Annotated in this window: 20 protein-coding genes; 10 read left to right on the top strand and 10 right to left on the bottom strand. The window is 68.8% G+C overall.

All coding sequences use genetic code 11. From position 1 onward, the window contains the following. The first annotated feature begins 74 nt into the window (after window positions 1-74). From DTQ71_RS13830 to DTQ71_RS13815, 4 genes are all read left to right on the top strand, one after another. A complete protein-coding gene (locus DTQ71_RS13830) occupies window positions 75-968 on the top strand; it encodes a CPBP family intramembrane glutamic endopeptidase (RefSeq protein WP_109564894.1) in 894 nt (297 codons plus the stop codon). Between the two features lie 10 nt (window positions 969-978). Further along, entirely contained in the window at window positions 979-1,914 is a 936-nt protein-coding gene (locus DTQ71_RS13825; protein ID WP_109564893.1) for a CPBP family intramembrane glutamic endopeptidase, read from the top strand. A 69-nt stretch (window positions 1,915-1,983) separates the two neighbouring features. After that, window positions 1,984-2,949, top strand: coding sequence for an acetyl-CoA carboxylase, carboxyltransferase subunit beta (gene accD, locus DTQ71_RS13820; protein ID WP_109564892.1), 966 nt, complete (start codon window positions 1,984-1,986; stop codon window positions 2,947-2,949). A gap of 78 nt (window positions 2,950-3,027) precedes the next feature. Then, window positions 3,028-4,290, top strand: coding sequence for a bifunctional folylpolyglutamate synthase/dihydrofolate synthase (locus tag DTQ71_RS13815; protein WP_109564891.1), 1,263 nt, complete (start codon window positions 3,028-3,030; stop codon window positions 4,288-4,290). 85 nt (window positions 4,291-4,375) lie between these two features. On the opposite strand, the gene DTQ71_RS13810 is transcribed toward DTQ71_RS13815, so the two are convergent. The 4 genes from DTQ71_RS13810 to DTQ71_RS13795 are packed head-to-tail and all read right to left on the bottom strand — an operon-like array spanning window position 4,376 to window position 7,261. Next, the gene (locus DTQ71_RS13810; RefSeq protein ID WP_109564890.1) at window positions 4,376-5,281 is read right to left on the bottom strand and encodes an OmpA family protein; all 906 of its coding nucleotides are present in this window, start codon (window positions 5,279-5,281) and stop codon (window positions 4,376-4,378) included. Further along, window positions 5,278-5,835, bottom strand: coding sequence for a peroxidase-related enzyme (locus DTQ71_RS13805; RefSeq protein WP_109564889.1), 558 nt, complete (start codon window positions 5,833-5,835; stop codon window positions 5,278-5,280). Before DTQ71_RS13805 ends, DTQ71_RS13810 begins: the two co-directional genes overlap by 4 nt. Beyond that, window positions 5,832-6,542, bottom strand: a complete 711-nt coding sequence (locus tag DTQ71_RS13800) for a GNAT family N-acetyltransferase (RefSeq protein ID WP_109564888.1) — start codon at window positions 6,540-6,542, stop codon at window positions 5,832-5,834. Before DTQ71_RS13800 ends, DTQ71_RS13805 begins: the two co-directional genes overlap by 4 nt. Further along, window positions 6,539-7,261: a competence/damage-inducible protein A gene (locus DTQ71_RS13795; RefSeq protein ID WP_109564887.1), complete on the bottom strand. Its 723-nt coding sequence runs from the start codon at window positions 7,259-7,261 to the stop codon at window positions 6,539-6,541. Before DTQ71_RS13795 ends, DTQ71_RS13800 begins: the two co-directional genes overlap by 4 nt. A 36-nt stretch (window positions 7,262-7,297) precedes the next feature. Here DTQ71_RS13795 and sfsA point away from each other — a divergent pair, with 36 nt between their 5' ends. Genes sfsA through radC form a run of 3 tightly spaced genes read left to right on the top strand, consistent with a single transcriptional unit; the run spans window position 7,298 to window position 9,684 of the window. Further along, window positions 7,298-7,984, top strand: coding sequence for a DNA/RNA nuclease SfsA (gene sfsA, locus DTQ71_RS13790; protein ID WP_109564886.1), 687 nt, complete (start codon window positions 7,298-7,300; stop codon window positions 7,982-7,984). A 52-nt stretch (window positions 7,985-8,036) separates the two neighbouring features. Continuing rightward, a complete protein-coding gene (gene map / locus DTQ71_RS13785; RefSeq protein ID WP_245947531.1) occupies window positions 8,037-8,843 on the top strand; it encodes a type I methionyl aminopeptidase in 807 nt (268 codons plus the stop codon). A gap of 58 nt (window positions 8,844-8,901) precedes the next feature. Then, complete coding sequence (radC, locus tag DTQ71_RS13780; protein WP_245947529.1) at window positions 8,902-9,684, top strand: RadC family protein; 783 nt, start codon at window positions 8,902-8,904, stop codon at window positions 9,682-9,684. A 39-nt stretch (window positions 9,685-9,723) separates the two neighbouring features. On the opposite strand, the gene DTQ71_RS13775 is transcribed toward radC, so the two are convergent. Genes DTQ71_RS13775 through DTQ71_RS13760 form a run of 4 tightly spaced genes read right to left on the bottom strand, consistent with a single transcriptional unit; the run spans window position 9,724 to window position 12,981 of the window. Next, entirely contained in the window at window positions 9,724-10,626 is a 903-nt protein-coding gene (locus tag DTQ71_RS13775; protein ID WP_109564884.1) for an ornithine cyclodeaminase family protein, read from the bottom strand. Continuing rightward, the gene (locus DTQ71_RS13770) at window positions 10,623-11,243 is read right to left on the bottom strand and encodes an HAD family hydrolase (protein WP_109564883.1); all 621 of its coding nucleotides are present in this window, start codon (window positions 11,241-11,243) and stop codon (window positions 10,623-10,625) included. Before DTQ71_RS13770 ends, DTQ71_RS13775 begins: the two co-directional genes overlap by 4 nt. After that, on the bottom strand, window positions 11,240-12,046 hold the full coding sequence (gene fghA / locus DTQ71_RS13765) for an S-formylglutathione hydrolase (protein ID WP_109564882.1): 807 nt from the start codon (window positions 12,044-12,046) through the stop codon (window positions 11,240-11,242). Before fghA ends, DTQ71_RS13770 begins: the two co-directional genes overlap by 4 nt. Beyond that, window positions 12,043-12,981, bottom strand: coding sequence for an AEC family transporter (locus DTQ71_RS13760; protein ID WP_109564881.1), 939 nt, complete (start codon window positions 12,979-12,981; stop codon window positions 12,043-12,045). The genes fghA and DTQ71_RS13760 overlap by 4 nt, the downstream gene beginning before the upstream one ends. Window positions 12,982-13,150: 169 nt before the next feature. Here DTQ71_RS13760 and DTQ71_RS13755 point away from each other — a divergent pair, with 169 nt between their 5' ends. Continuing rightward, the gene (locus DTQ71_RS13755; RefSeq protein WP_109564880.1) at window positions 13,151-13,399 is read left to right on the top strand and encodes a hypothetical protein; all 249 of its coding nucleotides are present in this window, start codon (window positions 13,151-13,153) and stop codon (window positions 13,397-13,399) included. Window positions 13,400-13,586: 187 nt separating this feature from the next. Further along, window positions 13,587-14,213, top strand: a complete 627-nt coding sequence (locus tag DTQ71_RS13750) for a TetR/AcrR family transcriptional regulator (RefSeq protein WP_109564879.1) — start codon at window positions 13,587-13,589, stop codon at window positions 14,211-14,213. A 31-nt stretch (window positions 14,214-14,244) separates the two neighbouring features. On the opposite strand, the gene ubiG is transcribed toward DTQ71_RS13750, so the two are convergent. Further along, entirely contained in the window at window positions 14,245-14,985 is a 741-nt protein-coding gene (ubiG, locus tag DTQ71_RS13745) for a bifunctional 2-polyprenyl-6-hydroxyphenol methylase/3-demethylubiquinol 3-O-methyltransferase UbiG (RefSeq protein WP_281271242.1), read from the bottom strand. 64 nt (window positions 14,986-15,049) lie between these two features. Between ubiG and pip the strand changes: the two genes are divergently transcribed. Then, window positions 15,050-16,042 carry a prolyl aminopeptidase gene (gene pip, locus DTQ71_RS13740; protein WP_109564878.1) on the top strand — a complete coding sequence of 331 codons (993 nt, stop codon included), beginning with the start codon at window positions 15,050-15,052 and terminating at the stop codon, window positions 16,040-16,042. 101 nt (window positions 16,043-16,143) lie between these two features. On the opposite strand, the gene DTQ71_RS13735 is transcribed toward pip, so the two are convergent. Continuing rightward, entirely contained in the window at window positions 16,144-17,256 is a 1,113-nt protein-coding gene (locus DTQ71_RS13735; RefSeq protein ID WP_109564877.1) for a polysaccharide biosynthesis/export family protein, read from the bottom strand. Window positions 17,257-17,564: the final 308 nt, after the last annotated feature.

Genomic DNA, 17,564 nt, shown 5'->3' with positions numbered 1-17,564 from the left:
GCGACAAGCGCGATTGCCGGGGCAGAGGGCCGGCGCTACCGTTCCGGAAAACACGCATATCGAGGGAACCGAGCATGTGGACCCCCGCCTTCGCGCGCTTCGTCGCGCCGGCCCGCGCGCGGGCGTCGCTCTGGCGGCTGCTCTTCGGCGTGCTCACGATGGTCGTGATCTACTTCCTGGGCATCCTCGCGATCCTGGCCGCGGTCTGGGGACTGGTGGGGAATGCGGGGCTGAACGGCTGGATGCAGCACATCGCCAAGGCCGACACGCCGACGGCGGTGCTGCTGATGTTAGGCACCTTCCTGGGCATGTTCGCCGGCACCCTCCTGGCGGCGCGGCTGCTGCACAAGCGTCCGATGAAGACCCTGTTCGGTCCCGGCCTCTGGTCCGGCGCGGTCCTCGGCGCCGGGGTCTCGCTGGCGATCTTCGCGGCCAGCTTCCTGATCCCGGTGCCCTTCGACCTGGTGCCCAACGTGCCCTGGAGCCTCTTCCTGCCCTTCCTGCCGCTCGCGCTGCTGGGCCTGGCGCTCCAGACCGGCGCGGAAGAGGTGCTCTTCCGCGGCTATCTGCAACAGCAGCTCGCGGCGCGGTTCGTGCACCCCGCCATCTGGATGGTGGTGCCGTCGCTCGCTTTCGGGGCGCTGCATTTCGATCCGAACAATGCGGGGCCGAACGCGGTCTGGCTGGTCGGGGCGGCGACGCTGTTCGGGCTGGTGGCCGCCGATCTGACCCGCGTGACCGGCTCCATCGGCGTGGCTTGGGGCGTGCATTTCGCCAATAATGCCGTGGCGATCCTGATCGTGGCGCTGGATGGCTCGCTCTCCGGTCTGGCGCTGTGGAAGACGCCCTTCACCGCCGCCGATACCGAGACCCTGCGCCCGCTGATCCTGGCGGATATTCTGACGACCGTGATCGTCTGGGCCGTGCTGCGGCTGTGGATCGCACGGCGGGAGGCGCAGCCCGCATGAGACCTCAGCGGTGAGCGAGGACGCAGGCGCCCGGCTTTGGACCGCCGCGTTCCGGCGCATGATCGCGCCCGCGCGGGCGCGGCCCGGGCTCGGCCGGCTGATCGCGGGGTTCCTCATGGTCGAGGCTCTGTTTTTCGGTGGAGCGGTCCTGCTGCTCGGCCTGACCGCCGATCTGCTCTTCGCACCCGGGCCGAGCGTGACGGACCCGGAGAGCTGGGGCTATCGCTCCACGCCGCTCGGGGTGGTTCTGGTGCTGCTCACGCCCGCCTTCCTGTTCGTCTGGGTGCGCTGGGTGGCGGGGCGCCTGCAGGGCCGGCGGATGGGCGATCTGATCGGGGCGTTCGATCCGCGCCTGCTCGGGGGCGCGGCGGCGATCACGCTGGGGCTCGCGCTCGTCGGCGAGATCCTGATCTGGACCGACCCGCTCCTGCCGAACCTGCCGCTCGGGACGCTCCTGGCCTGGATGCCGCTCGCCCTGCCGGTGCTCTTGCTTCAGGCCGGCGGGGAGGAGCTGTTCTACCGCGGCTATCTCCAGACCCAACTGGCCGCGCGGTTCGAGGATCCGGTCATCTGGCTTGGCGGCCCCGCGCTTCTGTTCGGGCTGGCCCATGTCGATGTCTGGCATCTCGTCATGACGGGGGCGTTCCGGGGCAACGATGGCGGCTGGCTGATCGTTCTCGTCTCTTCCGGCCTGATCGCCGGGGACCTGACCCGCGTGACCGGAGGGATCGCGGCCGCCTGGGGCTGGCATTTCGGGAACAACATCTTCGCGGTCTTCGTGGTGACCTTCGATGGCCCGGTCTCGGGCCTGTCGCTCTATCTGCTGCCCTTCACCGCCGACGAGGTGCCGCTGGGCGCGCTGGTCCTGGCGCAGCTGCTGGCGAGCCAGGTGATCCTCTGGGCGCTTCTGCGGCTGTGGCTGGCGCGCCGGGGCCTGCCGGGCTGACGGCGCCGCTCGATTGCATTCGACCGCGCCCCGGCCTATCTCGCCCCCGTGCCCCGGAGGAGCCCCGCGATGAACTGGATCACCAACTACGTCCGGCCCAAGATCAACTCGCTGTTCTCCCGGCGCGAGGTGCCCGAGAACCTGTGGACCAAGTGCGACGAGTGCGGGACGATGCTGTTCCACCGCGAATTGCACGACAATCTCTATGTCTGCACCAACTGCAACAACCACATGTATATCACGCCGCGCGACCGCTTCACCGCGCTCTTCGACGGCGGCGTCTACAGCGAGGTCGCGGTCCCCGCGCCGATCGAGGATCCGCTGAAGTTCCGCGATCAGAAGCGGTATCCCGACCGGCTGAAGGCCGCGCGCCAGGCCACCGGCGAGACCGAGGCGATGCTGGTGGGCGAGGGCGAGATCCTGAAGACGCCGGTCGTCGTCGCCGCCCAGGACTTCGCCTTCATGGCCGGATCGATGGGCATGCATGTCGGCAACGCCATCATCGCCGCCGCCGAGCGCGCGGTGGCGGCGGGCAAGCCGCTGGTGCTATTCTCGGCTGCGGGTGGCGCGCGCATGCAGGAGGGCATCCTGAGCCTGATGCAGATGCCCCGCACCACCGTCGCCGTCGAGATGCTGCGCGAAGCGGGCCTGCCCTATGTCGTCGTGCTGACCCATCCGACCACCGGGGGCGTCACCGCCTCCTATGCGATGCTGGGCGACGTGCAGATCGCCGAGCCCGGCGCGCTGATCTGCTTCGCCGGTCCCCGCGTGATCGAGCAGACCATCCGCGAGACCCTGCCAGAGGGCTTCCAGCGGGCCGAATATCTGCTGGATCACGGGATGTTGGACCGGGTCGCGCCGCGCTCGGCGCATCGGGTCGAGATCGCGACGGTGCTGCGGATGCTGATGGGTCTCGGGCCCGTCGTCCATGGCGACCTGCCCCGTCCGGTCGAGACCACGCAGATCGACCCCGCCCCCGAGCCCGAGCCCCTGCCCAGGCTGGAGTCCGTGCCGGACGACGCCCCCAAATCCTGAGCGCCTGATCCTTCGCCGGCCGACCGGCGAGGAAGCGGCGGCCGTCCGCCGCGTTTCCCTGCCCCCTGCGAGAGCGACATGCAGACCTCCGACGTGATCCTCGACCGCCTGATGGCGCTGCACCCCAAGGTGATCGACCTCGTGCTCGACCGCGTCCACCGCCTGCTCGACGCGCTGGATCACCCCGAGACGCGTCTGCCGCCGGTGATCCATATCGCGGGCACGAACGGCAAGGGCTCGACCCTGGCCATGATCCGCGCCGGGCTGGAGGGCGCGGGGGATGTGTGCCACGCCTATACCTCGCCCCATCTCGCCCGCTTCCACGAACGCATCCGTCTGGCCGGAGAGCTGATCGGAGAGGACGCGCTGGCCGACCTGCTGGCCGAATGCGAGCGGGCGAATGGCGACGCGCCGATCACCTTCTTCGAAATCACGACGGTGGCCGCGTTCCTGGCGTTTTCACGTCTGCCCGCCGACTGGACCCTGCTGGAGGTGGGGCTCGGCGGGCGGCTCGATGCGACGAATGTGGTGGTCCCGCGCCTGACCGTCATCACCCCGGTTTCGATGGATCACGAGGCGTTCCTGGGCGACAGCATCGAGGCCATCGCGGGCGAGAAGGCGGGTATCCTGAAACCCGGCGTGCCCTGCGTCGTCGGACCCCAGCAAGAGGCCGCGCTGGAGGTGATCGAATATCGCGCCGCCCGCTTGGGGGCGCCGCTCCATGTCTACGGCCAGCACTGGCATGTCGCCGAGGAGAATGGCGGCGTCGTCTTCCAAGACGAGACCGGGTTGATGGACTTGCCTCCGCCGCGTCTGCTGGGCGCGCATCAGGTGCAGAATGCCGGAATGGCCGTAGCGGCGCTGCGGCTGCTGGGCCGGGCCGACGGGGCCGCGGCGGCGATGCGCGACGCGCATTGGCCCGCGCGGATGCAGCGCCTGTCCCGCGGGCCGCTGGTCGAGTTGGCCGGCGCGGCGGGACTCTGGCTTGATGGCGGGCACAATCCGGCGGCGGGCATCGCCCTGGCCGAGGCGTTGGGCCGCTTGCCGGCCCGGCCGACCTATCTGATCTGCGGCATGCTCAACACCAAGGACGTCACCGGCTACCTGCGCCCGCTCGCCGGGGCGGCCGTGCGGCTGAATGCGGTCCCGATCCCGGGCGAACGCAACACTCTGCCCGCCGCCGAGACCGCCGCCGCCGCGCGTAGCGTGGGGCTGGAGGCGGAAGAGATGTCGACGGTCGCGGAGGCGATCGAGGCGATCACCGCCGAGACGCCGGACGCCCGGATCCTGATCTGCGGCTCGCTTTACCTGGCGGGGCGGGTGCTGCGGGAGAACGGATAGACCCGCCCCGGGCGCCGTGCCCGGCGTCAAGGTCGGGTTTGAGGACTTGTGAACCCGTGATGAACGGGATGGCGCGCCGCTGCTTTCAGGGGGTGGACGTGATGACGACTTCGACCCGGCGGTTCGTCTCCCGGCCCTCGGGCGTGTCGTTGGGCGCGACAGGGGCGAAGAAGCCGACGCCATAGGTCTCCACCCGGGCCGGATCGATGCCATAGGGGCCGGTGAGCAGGTCGCGGGCGCTGTCGGCCCGGCGGCGAGAGATCGCCATATTGCCCTCGGCGCCGCCCTCCGCATCGGTATGCCCGACCAGAGCGACGGTGACCTCGGGGTTGGCGCGCAGATAGTCGGCCAAGGCGGCGAGCGAGGGGTAATCGGTGCCCGGCAGCGTGGTCGAGCCGGTCTCGAAGGCGAGGTCCGACAGCACCGCGCGGCCCGTGGCCGCGAGCGTGGCGGCGACATCGGAACTCGCCGTCAGGTCTGGCGTCGGCGCCGGGCGCGCGTCGGAGGTCACGATGGGCTGGGCCGCGTCCACCGGGGCCACGGTCGCGCGCTGCACATAGCCTTCGCCCGCCGAGGTGGAGACGACCAGCGATGTCCAGGCCCCGTCCCGCCGCGCGGAGAGGTAGCGATAGGCGGAGAGATCGACGAACATCTCCGGCGCGCGGGCCACGTCGATCTCGAACCGGAAGAGAAAGCCGCCGCAGGCGCGGTCGGCGCAGGTGAACACGATCTCCCAGCCCTCCGCCTCCAACTGGTCCCGCAGCGGCGCGAGCAGTTGCAGCGGCGTGGCGCCGGGCGCGGCCATCCGGTGCACCTCCCGCACGAGCCGCCCCTCGACCGTCTCGGCCGGCAGGCCGTCGTCATAAGGGCCGGTCGCGAAGCGGTAGCTGGTCAGCGGCAGGTCTTCGGACAGGGTGAGCGTGGCCGGCAGCGGCATGGTCAGCGCGGCGGCGGGCGCCGCCAGCAGCCAGAGCGCCGCCGCCAGCCTCACCGGGCCTGGCCGTGATATTCCGGGTTCGGCGCCATCGCGATGGCCGAGGCGACCCGGTTGGTCATGTTGAAGAAGCCGGCCACGGCGGCCACGTCGAAGATATCGCGATCGCTCAGGCCCGCGTTGCGCAGGACCTGCCGGTCCGCTTCTTCGATGGTCGCCGACGCCTTGGTCATCTTCACCGCGAAGTCCAGCATCGCCCGCCGGCGCGAGTCCAGGGGCGCCACCCGATAGTTCATCGCGATCATCTCGCCCAGGGCGGGGTCGCCCGAGAGTTGCCGCACGGCGGCGCCATGGGCCACGAGACAGTAGAAGCAGCGATTCTCGGCGGAGACGGCGACGGCGATCATCTCACGCTCCAGCTTGTCGAGGCCCGAGGGCCCAAGCATGAGATCGTTATACATCGCCGTGAAGGCATTGAGCTTATCGATATCGAAGGCATAGGCCCGCAGGACGTTCGGCACGAAGCCCAATTTTTCGGTGCAGATGTCGAAATAGCGCTGCGTCTCGGCGGGCAGGTCGGCCTGCGGCAGGTCCAGGGCGGTGGGGGTCATGGCTTGCTCCAGTAGCGGTAGCCGCCGACGCGGGTCATCCCCGCGCGGGCGTAGAGGGCGGTGGCCGCGTCGTTCGACGCCTCTACGGGCAGGGCCAGGGTGTCGGCGCCCTGCGCGGCGGCCCAGGTGGCGGCGTGGCGCAGGCCCAGCAGGCCCACGCCCTTGCGGCGGTGCTGCGGCAGGGTCAGCACGAGGTGAAGGACGGCGAAGCGGTCATGGATGCCGACGAAGAGCGCGCCCGCCGCCCGGTCGTCGGTCCGCAGCAGGATGGCGGTCCGCGGCTCGGGCGCGCGATACATCGGCGCCCGGCGGGCCGCGTCATTGCCATGGGTGTCCCAGAGCGCGGCGCAGATCGCCAGCGGCGGCCAGTGCGGAAAGCCTGAGACCCGGGGCAGCTCACCCAGCAGCGGCGCGACCGGCCCGGCCAGCAGATCCGAGAGACCGCCCGCCACATAGCCGCGCGCGGCCAGCCGCTCGGCCGTGGCGTCCTCCAGATCGTCGATGGTGCCGAAGATCGTGCCGGGGCGCGCCTGCTCGACGGTGGCGATATCGGCCTCGGTCGCGACGGCGCCCTGCACGAGGCGGGCGGATGTGGCGCGCCGCGTCCCCTGCCGTTCGGCGGGCAGATCGAAGGGGCCGAGCCGCTCCAGCCCCGAAGGCGGCCAGCTGGCGCGGATCGCCTCCATGACTTCCGCGGCCGAGGTCACAGCAACGCCTTCAGGCGCGCCGTCGCGGCCTCGACCCGCGCGGCGTCCTCGCCACGGATCACGACATTGGTGCCGAACTTGCCGTCCTTCTGGAACGGGTAGGATCCCATCGACAGGTCCGGGAAATCCTGGGCGAGCGCGCCGAGCGGCGCCGCGATATCCCCCTCGCCCCGGTCGATCCGCGTCGAGGTGGAGGTCAGCGGCACACCGCCGGTCAGCGTTGGCAGGACCGAGGCGACCATCGCCTGGAAAACCGCGGGCACGCCCGCCATGACATGCACGTTGCGGATGGTAAATCCGGGGGCGATGGAGACAGGATTGTCGATCAGCGTCGCGCCCTCGGGGATGCGGGCCATGCGCAGGCGGGCGGCGTTGAGCTCGCTGCCGGTGCGGGCGTAATGCTCGGCCAGCAGGGTGCGGGCGTCCTCGCGGACGTCGACCGCGGCGCCAAAGGCCGCGCCGATGGCGTCGGCGGTGATGTCGTCATGGGTCGGCCCGATCCCACCGGAGGTAAACACCGTGTCCCAGGCTTCGGACAGGGCGCGCACGGCCGCGACGATGGCGTCATGGTCGTCGGAGACGACCCGCACCTCGCCGAGGGTGATCCCGGCCTCGGTCAGCCGCCCGGCCAGATGGTGCATGTTGGCGTCGCGGGTGCGGCCCGAGAGGATCTCGTCTCCGATCACGAGCATCGCGGCGGTGGGGCGGGCAGCGGGCATGGGCGTCTCCTTCCAGACGGGGTATAGGCCGGGGCCATGCGCTTCGCCACACCGCTCGTCCCCGCCACGCTGATCCGCCGCTACAAGCGGTTTCTGGCCGATGTGCGGCTCGAGGACGGGCGCGAGGTGACGGCGCATTGCCCCAATCCCGGCGCGATGACCGGCCAGGCCGCGCCCGGCGGGCGGATCTGGCTGGAGCCGAACGACGACCCCCGCAAGAAGCTCAAGTTCGGCTGGCGTCTGGCGGAGTTGCCCGGGGGCGGCTTCGTCTGTGTGGATACGGGGCTGCCCAACCGCGTGGTCGGAGAGGCGCTGCGGGCCGGCGCGGTGCCCGGGGTCACGGGCGAGGTCCGCTCCGAGGTGGCCTATGGCGCCGGAAGCCGGGTCGATTTCGTGGTCGGCGGCGCTTTCGTCGAGGTGAAGGCGGTCACGCTGCGCCGGAGCGGCACGCTGGCCGAATTCCCCGATAGCGTGACGGCGCGGGGGGCGCGTCACATGAGCGAGCTGGCGGAGGTGGTGCGCGGCGGCGGGCGCGCCGTGCTTCTCTACCTCTTGCAGCGCGACGATTGCGACGCGGTCGGCATCGCCCGGGATATCGATCCGGCCTATGCCGCCGCCTTCGACACGGCCCGTGCCGCCGGGGTTGAGGTGCGGGCCCATGCGACCCGGATCGACACGGGCGGGATCGCGCTGGGCCAAGCCGTTCCGGTCGCTGGTGGATAATCCGTCTTTCTGTCATTATGTGGCCCGCAGCGGCGCAACGGAGGACGATCCCGTGGACGAATTCAGAGGCCGACTGACCCGTGACGGCATCCGCATCCACGAGGATTCGGATTTTGCGGGCATGCATGCCGCCGGACGGCTGGCGGCCGAGATCCTGGACCGGATCGGACCGCATGTCGTGCCGGGTGTCACGACCGGCGCACTGGACAAGCTCATCACCGATTGGGTCGAGGAGGCCGGCGCGACCTCGGCCACGATCGGCTACAAAGGCTATCAGCACGCCTCCTGCATCTCGGTGAACCACGTGGTCTGCCACGGGATTCCGGGCGACAAGGTTCTCAAGGACGGGGATATCCTGAACATCGACGTCACCGTGATCGTCGATGGCTGGTTCGGGGACACCTCGCGGATGTTCATCGCCGGCAAGGCGTCGCGCAAAGCCGAGCGGCTGATCCAGGTAACCCATGACGCGCTGATGAAGGGGATCGAGGCGGTGAAGCCGGGCAAGACCTTCGGCGATATCGGCTTTGCGATCCAGTCCTATGCCGAGGCGCATCGCATGTCGGTGGTGCGCGATTTCTGCGGGCACGGGCTGGGCCGGGTGTTCCACGCGCCGCCCAACGTGCTGCATTACGGCCGCCCGGGCACCGGCGCCGTGCTGGAGGAAGGCATGTTCTTCACCATCGAGCCGATGGTGAACCTGGGCCGCCCCGAGACCAAGGTGCTGGCCGACGACTGGACCGCTGTGACCCGCGACAAGTCGCTCTCGGCCCAGTTCGAGCATTCCGTCGGCGTGACCGCGACGGGGGCCGAAATCTTCACGCTCTCGCCCGAGGGCCGTTTCCTGCCGGAGCTCTGACCGGGAGCCGGTCCGTGCGTTAACCTCGTTTTAACCAGGCGGCGGCGAGAGTGCCGTCATGACGCGACGCGACACGCACTTGTCCGAGGCCCCTGCCGGCGACCTGTTCTCGCCCGCGATGGCCGTGCCGCTCCGGGCGCCGCGCCCCGCAGCCGTGCCCGATGACGAGCCTGACCACCGTCTCGCCCATCGCGCCCGCCTGCGCGCCCGCTTCATGGAAGGCGGCGCTCAGGCCATGCCGGATTACGAATTGCTGGAGCTGATCCTGTTCCGCGCCCTGCCGCGCGGCGACACCAAGCCTCTGGCCAAGCGGCTGCTGCGCACGTTCGGGGACCTCAACCGGGTGATGGCCGCCCCCGCCGCCCGGCTGGCCGAGGTGAAAGGCGTCGGCCAAGCGGTGGTGGAACAGCTCAAGATCATGGAGGCGGTGGGTCACCGCATGGCGCGCGCCAAGGTGATCGACCGGCCAATCCTGTCCTCCTGGGACGCATTGCTGGCCTACCTTCAGACCGCGCTCGCCCATCAGGGGATCGAGCAGTTCCGCACGCTCTACCTGGACCGCAAGAACGTACTCATCGCCGACGAGATGCTGGCCGAAGGGACGGTCGATCACGTGCCCGTCTATCCCCGCGAGGTCATCAAGCGCGCGCTGGAACTGAACGCCTCCGCTCTGATCCTGGTCCACAACCATCCGTCGGGCGATCCGACCCCGTCCGAGGCGGACATCTCCATGACCTACGCGATCCGAGATGCCGCGCAGGTGCTGGGCCTGGTGCTGCACGACCACCTGATCGTCGGCAAGGCGCGGGAGCTGTCCTTCCGGTCCGAAGGTATCCTGTGACGGGGGCCAAAGTCTTCGTTGAAGACTTTTCGCCCGGTCTCAGCCGACCGCGTCCATGATGTAGCGTGCGGTCATGAGATCCAGATGCGCGCCGCCGCCGTTCTTGAACATTGTGATCTCCGCGTCGGAGCCGCGCCGCATCGCGTCGCCGTCGTAATAGTCCGCCAGGACGGCATCGCGGTCGATCACGCCCTCTGCCAGTGGGATCTTCAACTCTCCGATATGGTCGAGGGTCGTCTCTCGGCTGTCGACGAAGATCCGGGCGCGGCGGAGCGCGTCGTCGTCCACCTCCCGCATGTCGGGGCGATAGGCGCCGATGAGGTCCACATGCTGACCGGGGCGCAGCCAGGCGCCGCACAGAACGGGCTCGGTGGTCATGGTGGCGCAGGCGACGATATCCGCCTCCGCGACGGCGGCCTCCAGGTCGGGCGCGGGGCTGGCGTCATGGGCCTCGGCGAAGGCGCGGGCATTATCGGGGTTGCGGGACCAGACCGTGAAGCTGGCCTCCGGGAAGGCCGCAGCATAGGCCTGCCGCAGCGAAAGCGCCACGGTGCCTGAGCCGACCAGGAGGATGCGGCGGCTGTCCGGTCGCGCCAGCCTCCGGGCGCCCAACAGCGAGTCGCCGGCCGTCTTCCACTTCGTCAGCAGGCGGAAATCCATCGTCGCCGCCAGCGTGCCGTCTTGGTCGGAGAAGATCGAGACGCCGCCGCCCACCGCCGGCTTGCCCGCCGCGACATTGCCGGGGAAGATCATCGCCGTCTTCACCAGCGCGCCCAGCCCGTCGATCCAGGCCGCCCGCGACAGCATTGTGTCATCGCGGCGATAGAGGAAGGTATCGCCCACGGTCGCCCGCGGCAGGGTGTGGCCGGCGGCCAGCGCATCGGTCAGCGCGATCCAGTCGAGCGCGCGTTCGGCTTCGGGTCCGATATGGGGTGCGGTCATGCGGCGTCCTCCTCGGTCAGCAATCCTTCCGCGACGAGCCGGGCGGCCCAGCCTTCGGGCCCGTCGAAGAGATGGGCGCGCCAGCCGCGCGCCTCGGCGGCGGCGACATTGTCGGGCCTGTCGTCGGCGAAGAGCAGCGCCTCGCCCGTGAGCCCCGTGCCCGCCTCGACGGCGGCATAAATGGCGGGGGCGGGCTTGATGACCTGAAGATGGCCCGAGACGAAGGCCATGTCGAATTCCGTCAGGAAGTCGTATTCGGTCTGGGCCAGCGCGAAGGTCTCGACGCCGAAATTGGTCAGGGCATGCACCGGGATGCCTTTGCTACGCAGCGCCCGCATAAGTCGGACCGAATGCGGAATGACCGGCGCGGCCAGTTCCAGCCAGCGGTCGTGCCACATCGCGATCTCATGGGCGAAGTCCGGGTGCGCGGCCTCGGTCTCGCGGACGACCTTGGAGAAGTTCTCGCCCGAGTCGATCCGGTCGTTCATGGCATGGAGGTCGATGGCGGCGAACATCTCGCGGCGCCGTTCTTCGCCGACCTCCCGGTCGAAGAAGTTTTCGGGCTGCCACTCGATCAGGACGTTGCCGATGTCGAAGACGACCGCCTGCACCGTCATGCGAGATGCTCCGCATGGAAGGCGACATGGGCCGCAGCGAAGCTGGAGACGAAGAAATAGCTGTGGTCGTAGCCGTCGCGCAGGCCGATCTCGGCGGGCGTCCGGGTGCGGACCAGGGCGGCCAGGAAGGCTTCGGTCCCCAGCTTGTCCCAGAATTGGTCTGAGAGGCCGGTATCGATCATCAGCGGCGCGTCCAGTCCGCGATCCTCCAGCAGGAGAGTCGCGTCATGGGGCTCGGTCGTCCCGGTATAGGCCGTCAGTTGCGGCCGTCCCCAGTCAGAGACGGACGGATTGCAGATCGGCGCGAAGGCGGAAACGGAGCGGTAGCGGCCCTGATGCTTCATCGCCAATGTCAGCGCGCCGTGGCCGCCCATGGAATGGCCGGTCACGGCTTGGCGCTCCGGGTCCAGATCGAAGGCGGCGAAAACGGTCTCGGGCAAATCCTCCGTGATATAGCTTTCCATCTTGAAGTGCTGCGCCCACGGACCCTTGGTCGCGTCGACGTAGAACCCGGCGCCCTGGCCCAAGTCGAAGGCGTCATCGTCGGCCACCGCATCGCCCCGGGGTGAGGTGTCGGGGAAGACGACCGCAAGGCCCGCCTCGGCGGCCAGGGCCTGCATGCCGGCCTTGGTCATGGCGTTCTCATGGGTGCAGGTCAGGCCCGAGAGATACCACAGGACCGCGCCGGTCGGGTGGGGCGGCATGTAGAGGCCGAAGGTCATCTGCGTGCCGGTCACTTCGGACGCGTGGGAATAGACGCCCTGCGTGCCACCGAAGCAGCGGGATTCGGATAGGGTCTTCATGGGGCTCCTCCAGTGAGCAGGGCGATGACGGCCGTCAGCGATACGATGGACACGGCCGTGGAGACGAGGATGGCGGCACTGACGCGCTGGGGCGCGACGCCGTAATGCTGGGCCAGCATATAGACATTGCCCGCCACCGGCATGGCCGCCGCCGAGATCATGACCGTGGCCGCGAAGGGGTCGTCCAAGGGAAAGATCACCAGGACGGATAGCGCGACGGCCGCCGGGTGCAGCACCAGCTTGCAGAAAGTGAGCCAGCCCGCGACGGCCAGACGTTCCGCCGATTTGCTGGCCAGCGAGGCGCCGATGGCGAACAGCGCGCCGGGCGTCGCCGCGGCGCCGAGGATCGACAAGAACTCGTTCACCGGCTCCCAGAGCTCCCGCCCGGTGGCGGACCATGCGATCCCCGCGGAGATCGACATGATCATCGGGTTCTTCACCAGGCCAATCCCCACCGTACGCAGCGTCGAGAGCGACACGCGTCCCTCGCGCGAGCCGGTGATCAGGATGACGATGAGCGAGGAGAAGACGATCAGATCCACGGCCAGCACCATCAGCATGGGGCCCGCGCTTTCGGGCCCGAGGATCAGGACGAACATCGGGATGCCGAGAAAGCCCACGTTCCCGATGGTGGCGACCTGGGCCTCGACCGCCGATTCGGCCACCGACAGGCCTCGGAACAGGCCCACGGCCGTCGCGATCAGATAGACGATGAAGCAGCCCCAGAGATAGGCGCCGATGAAGTGCCAATCGAGGATGTCGGACAGCGTCAGGTTGGCCGCGAAGTTGAAGAGCATCGCCGAGAGGGCGAAGTAGAAGACGAACTTCGTGAGATAGGCGGTCGCCTCGGGCGTGAAGAAGCCCCGGCGGCCCGCAGCATAGCCCAGCCCGATCAGCGCGAAGAAGGGCAGGGTCTTGAGGAAGATCGCGAGCATGCCGCAGGGCTAGAGGCTTTCGCCGGGCTTGGGAACCGAAACCGTTTGCTGCGCGGTCTGAGAAATCGAGCTGAACGGCATGGTTTGTTGTTGACGGTGCTGTCCGCGACTGCTGTCCGTCGAAATCGACGCCGACCGGCTCGGTTCATAATGCGAGTTGGAGACCGCAATGCCCCAGCCCGTTCTCGCAGCTCTGCTGGCCACTGCCTTGCTTGCCCTGCCTGCCGCCGCCCAGACGATCGATATCGACGAGGACGACGGCTGGCGCCGGGGCGATCTGCCCGCCGCTCCGGTCAGCCGCGCGGTGACCGCGCCCTCCGGCGACTGCGCCCAACGTGAGCGGTCCGCCGGTCTGGCGCCCGATGCCTGCGGACCGCTTGGTGCGAACGCCGTGGCTTTCCTCCAGGGGGACAACTGACCCGGATGGTCTTGCGCTGCGTGCAGCCCCGCCGGGATTTTGTCCGCCCGGCCCGTTCGCTGCCCCTTCGCCCGGCTCCGGGCGGGGGCCCTTCGTCCTGTCCGGCATTTGTAAACGAATCGGTTCAGTCTGCGCTTGTGCCGATCCGGCCCCTGGCCCTATTTTCCGGTGAGCAGGGGGAGCCGGCATGAACGACGCGACACCGGTCAAGAAGGGCCGGAAGTTCGATCAAGTGCTCGATGGGGCGCGCAGCGTCTTCATGGCCGATGGCTATGAGGGGGCGAGCGTCGACGCCATCGCCCGCGCGGCCGGGGTCTCCAAGGCGACGCTCTATTCCTACTTCACCGACAAGCGCCTGCTCTTCATGGAGGTCGCGAAGGCGGAGTGCTGCGCGCAGATGGAGGGGGCCGATATCGTCCTGTGCGACATGGCGCGCCCGCGCGAGGTGCTGACGACGGCCGGGCACCGCATCGTCGACTTCATGACCTCCGAGTTCGGCCAGTCGATCTTCCGCATGTGCGTGGCCGAGAGCGACCGCTTTCCCGAACTCGGCCGCGAATTCTACGAGACGGGGCCGAAGCTGCTCCAGGCGCGGATGGTGGCCTATCTGCGCGACGCTGCCGCCAAGGGCCAACTCGTCATCGAGGATTTCGAGCTCGCGGCGGACCAGTTCCACGAACTCTGCAAGTCGACCCTCTTTCCCGAGCTGATTTTCGGCATCCGCAAATCCGTGAGCGCCGAGGACAAGGCGCGCGTCATCGACGGCGCGGTCGAGACGTTTCTGGCCCGCTACGGCGTGCCCGGGCAAGTCTGAGGGCGAATAGAGCCGACAGGCTCGATGAGCGTCACACAGGCTTCACGCTGGCCGTGACATAGTTAACCGACAGATCCCGCTCCGACAGGCTCCAGGACCAGGTGACCGGGTCGAAGACGAGACCCGTGCGGTCGACGGGCTCCATCCCCGCCTCCTGGAGCAGGGCGAAAAGCTCATCGGGCGTGATGAACTTCGCCCAGTCATGGGTGCCGCGCGGCAGCCAGCGCATCACGCGCTCGGCGCCGACGATGGCCACCAGATAGCTCTTGGGATTGCGGTTGATCGTCGAGCAGATCATCAGCCCGCCGGGCCGCAGCAGCCGCTGGCAGGCGGTCAGATAGGCCAGCGGGTCGGCCACATGCTCCACGACCTCCATGTTCAGGATCACGTCGAAGGGCGGCTCCCCGGCCTCGATCAGCGCTTCGGCCGAGGTATGGCGGTAGTCGATCGCAAGCCCGGACTGCGCCGCATGGGCCTGGGCCACCGGGATGCTGTCGCCTGCCGCGTCCACGCCCACCACCGTCGCGCCCAGTCGCGCCATCGGCTCCGATAGAAGGCCGCCGCCGCAGCCGATATCCAGAAGCCGCAGCCCGGAAAAGGGGGCCGCATCGTCGAGATCGCGATCGAACTCGCCGGCGATCTGGGTGGTGATATAGTCCAGACGGCAGGGGCCAAGCATATGCAGCGGCTTGAATTTGCCGTTGGGATCCCACCATTCCGCAGCCATGGCCTGGAACTTGGCGATCTCGGCGGCATCGACGGTAGAGGTCACGGGCGGTCTCCGGTCGAGGAATTGAGCATGGTGCGACGCGTCTGGCGGCCTATATAGCACGGGAATGGATAGGACCACGCATCACGCGCCGACGACCGCGCTGCATCCCCCAATCGACCCGTTCGATCAGCGCATGATCGAGGTGGGCGAGGGGCACCGTCTCTATGTCGAGCAATGCGGCAATCCGCGGGGGCTGCCCGTGGTCGTGCTGCATGGCGGCCCGGGCGGGGGATGCAGCCCGATGATGCGGCGCTTCTTCGACCCGGCCATCTGGCGGGTGATCCTCTTCGACCAGCGCGGCTGCGGCCGGTCCCGGCCCCATGCCAGCGTCCGGGACAACACCACCTGGCATCTCGTGCGCGACATCGAGCTGATCCGCGAGACGCTGGGGATCGACCGCTGGGCCGTTTTCGGCGGCTCCTGGGGCGCGACCCTGTCGCTGATCTACGCGATCACCCATCCGGAGCGGACGGCGCAGCTGGTGCTGCGTGGCATCTTCCTGATGGAAAAGAGAGAACTGGATTGGTTCTATGGCGGCGGCGCGGGGCAGTTCTGGCCCGACCAATGGCACCGTTTTCAGGCCCTCATCCCCGAGGATGAGCGGGGCGATCTGATCGCCGCCTATAACGCACGCCTCTTCGACAGCCCCATTCACGAACAGACCCGCTATGCCCGCGCCTGGGCCGGATGGGAGAACGCGCTGGCCTCCGTCCGCAGCCAGGGCCAGACCGGCGAGCCGGGGGGTGAGTATGCGCGGGCCTTCGCCCGGCTGGAAAACCATTATTTCAGACATCTGGGCTGGCTCGACGGCGACATGTGGATCCGCCGCAACCTGGACCGGATCGCGCATATTCCCGGGGTTATCGTGCAGGGACGCTACGACATGATCTGTCCGCCGCTCTCGGCGCAATTGCTCGCGGATGGGTGGAAGGCGGCGACGCTGCACATGGTGCCCTTCGCGGGCCACGCCCTGTCGGAGCCGGGGATCTCCGACCAGCTGGTCCGGTCTCTCGACCGGATCGGCCGCGACCACGTCTCGGAGCTGCGCTTCGCCTGATGTGACGCGTGCCGGCGCGGGTTGGCGCGCGCTGCGGTCCGCCCGCACCCGCAACGCAGCGGGCGCAGGGCAGGGCAGGGCAGGGCAGGGCAGGGGATAGGCTAGTTGCCCCCGCCCACCGTGTTCGCCAGACCGAAGGCCGAACCGATGATCGAGAACACGCTCTGCGTGGCGACCACCGGGCTCTCGGTGACATAGATCATATCGCCCGGCGCGATGCGGAAGTTGCGCGACGCGAACAGCCCATCCGCCGAGGTCAGGTCCAGCGTGAACACGACCTGCTGCGTGCGCGGGCCCCGCACCCCGGCCGAGAGCGCCGAACGCGGGTATTCCCGCAGGATCAGGATGCCCTGCGGGTTGGCGCGGGAGTCGACCACGCCGCCGATGATCGACAGCGCCTCGGCCGCGGTCACGATGTCCTTGGGGAAGGTATGCACCGTTTCCGCCCCGGCGGCGCCGATCGACAGGAACGTCCGCTTTTCCTCTTCCACGATGACCTGGTCGCCGTCGTCGAGCAGCGTGTCGAGCTGCGGCTCGTCATAGAGTCGGGCGATGGAGGTGCCATAGAGACGGCCGCCGCGCTTGAGCCGGATCTGCGGGTTCTGGAGCGCAGGGGATACGCCGCCGCCGGCGGCGATCAGGCTGAGCACGGTGTAGTTGCGGTCAGGCATCGGGTAGGGGCCCGGTGCCGCCACGCCCCCGATCAGTTCCACCGAGTTCCCACGCCCCTCGGTGAGCTTCAGTTGCACCTGGGCGGAGGGGGCGATGGGCTCCAACGCGCTTTGCAAGCGCCGACGGGCGTTCTCGGGGCTCAGGCCGCCAATGCGGACGTCGCCGACATAGGGGATGAAGATCGAGCCCGACGGCGAGACTGGCATGTCCGCAAGCGCGACCACCCGCGTGCCCGGCGCCGTCAGAAGGGAGTTCTCGGAGCTGTCCCAGATCTGCACGCTCACCGTGTCTCCACCCTGAACGATGCGCCCGCGGGAGCCGGTCGAGGTGGCGATCCAGCTCAGTTCCTCTTCACCGACGGTGGGCCATTCGGCGACGGTCGGCACCAGGTCACGGGTGAGGGGGTAGACCGAAAAGCCGATCTGATCCCGATCGGCGCCGCGCAGCACTTCGCGTTCGACCGCCGCGCCACGGGGCAGGGCGCAGGCCGTGACCATCATCAGAACGCAGCCCAGGATGGCCAAGCGAAGCGAATTCATCATGGAAAGCCCTGTCCCCTCGGAAAGTCGGCACCGCATCCGGTCGCGCCAGGGCAACGCATGCAGCGTACGCAGGTTACATTTCAACGCGGACAGGTCAACGCGCGGCCCCGCCTGTGCCAAAGGCACATTATCACCGGCGGGAACCTGCCGATCGGTGTTCCCGCAGTTGTGCTGCGGTGCAGCAGCCACTACCGTTCTTTCATTTCAAGGCGAGCGTCAACATCGCCAGTATCGGGGTTCGGTGCGAGTTCGCCAGGGGTCGGGAAGCACGTGGGGGTGCGGCGACGGCGATGCCGCTGGTCGGCATG

It is taken from the genome of Jannaschia seohaensis, from assembly GCF_900116765.1.
Lineage (GTDB): Bacteria > Pseudomonadota > Alphaproteobacteria > Rhodobacterales > Rhodobacteraceae > Jannaschia > Jannaschia seohaensis.
Note: the sequence above shows the minus strand (reverse complement) of the source record. Positions and strands in the feature narration are given on the sequence as shown.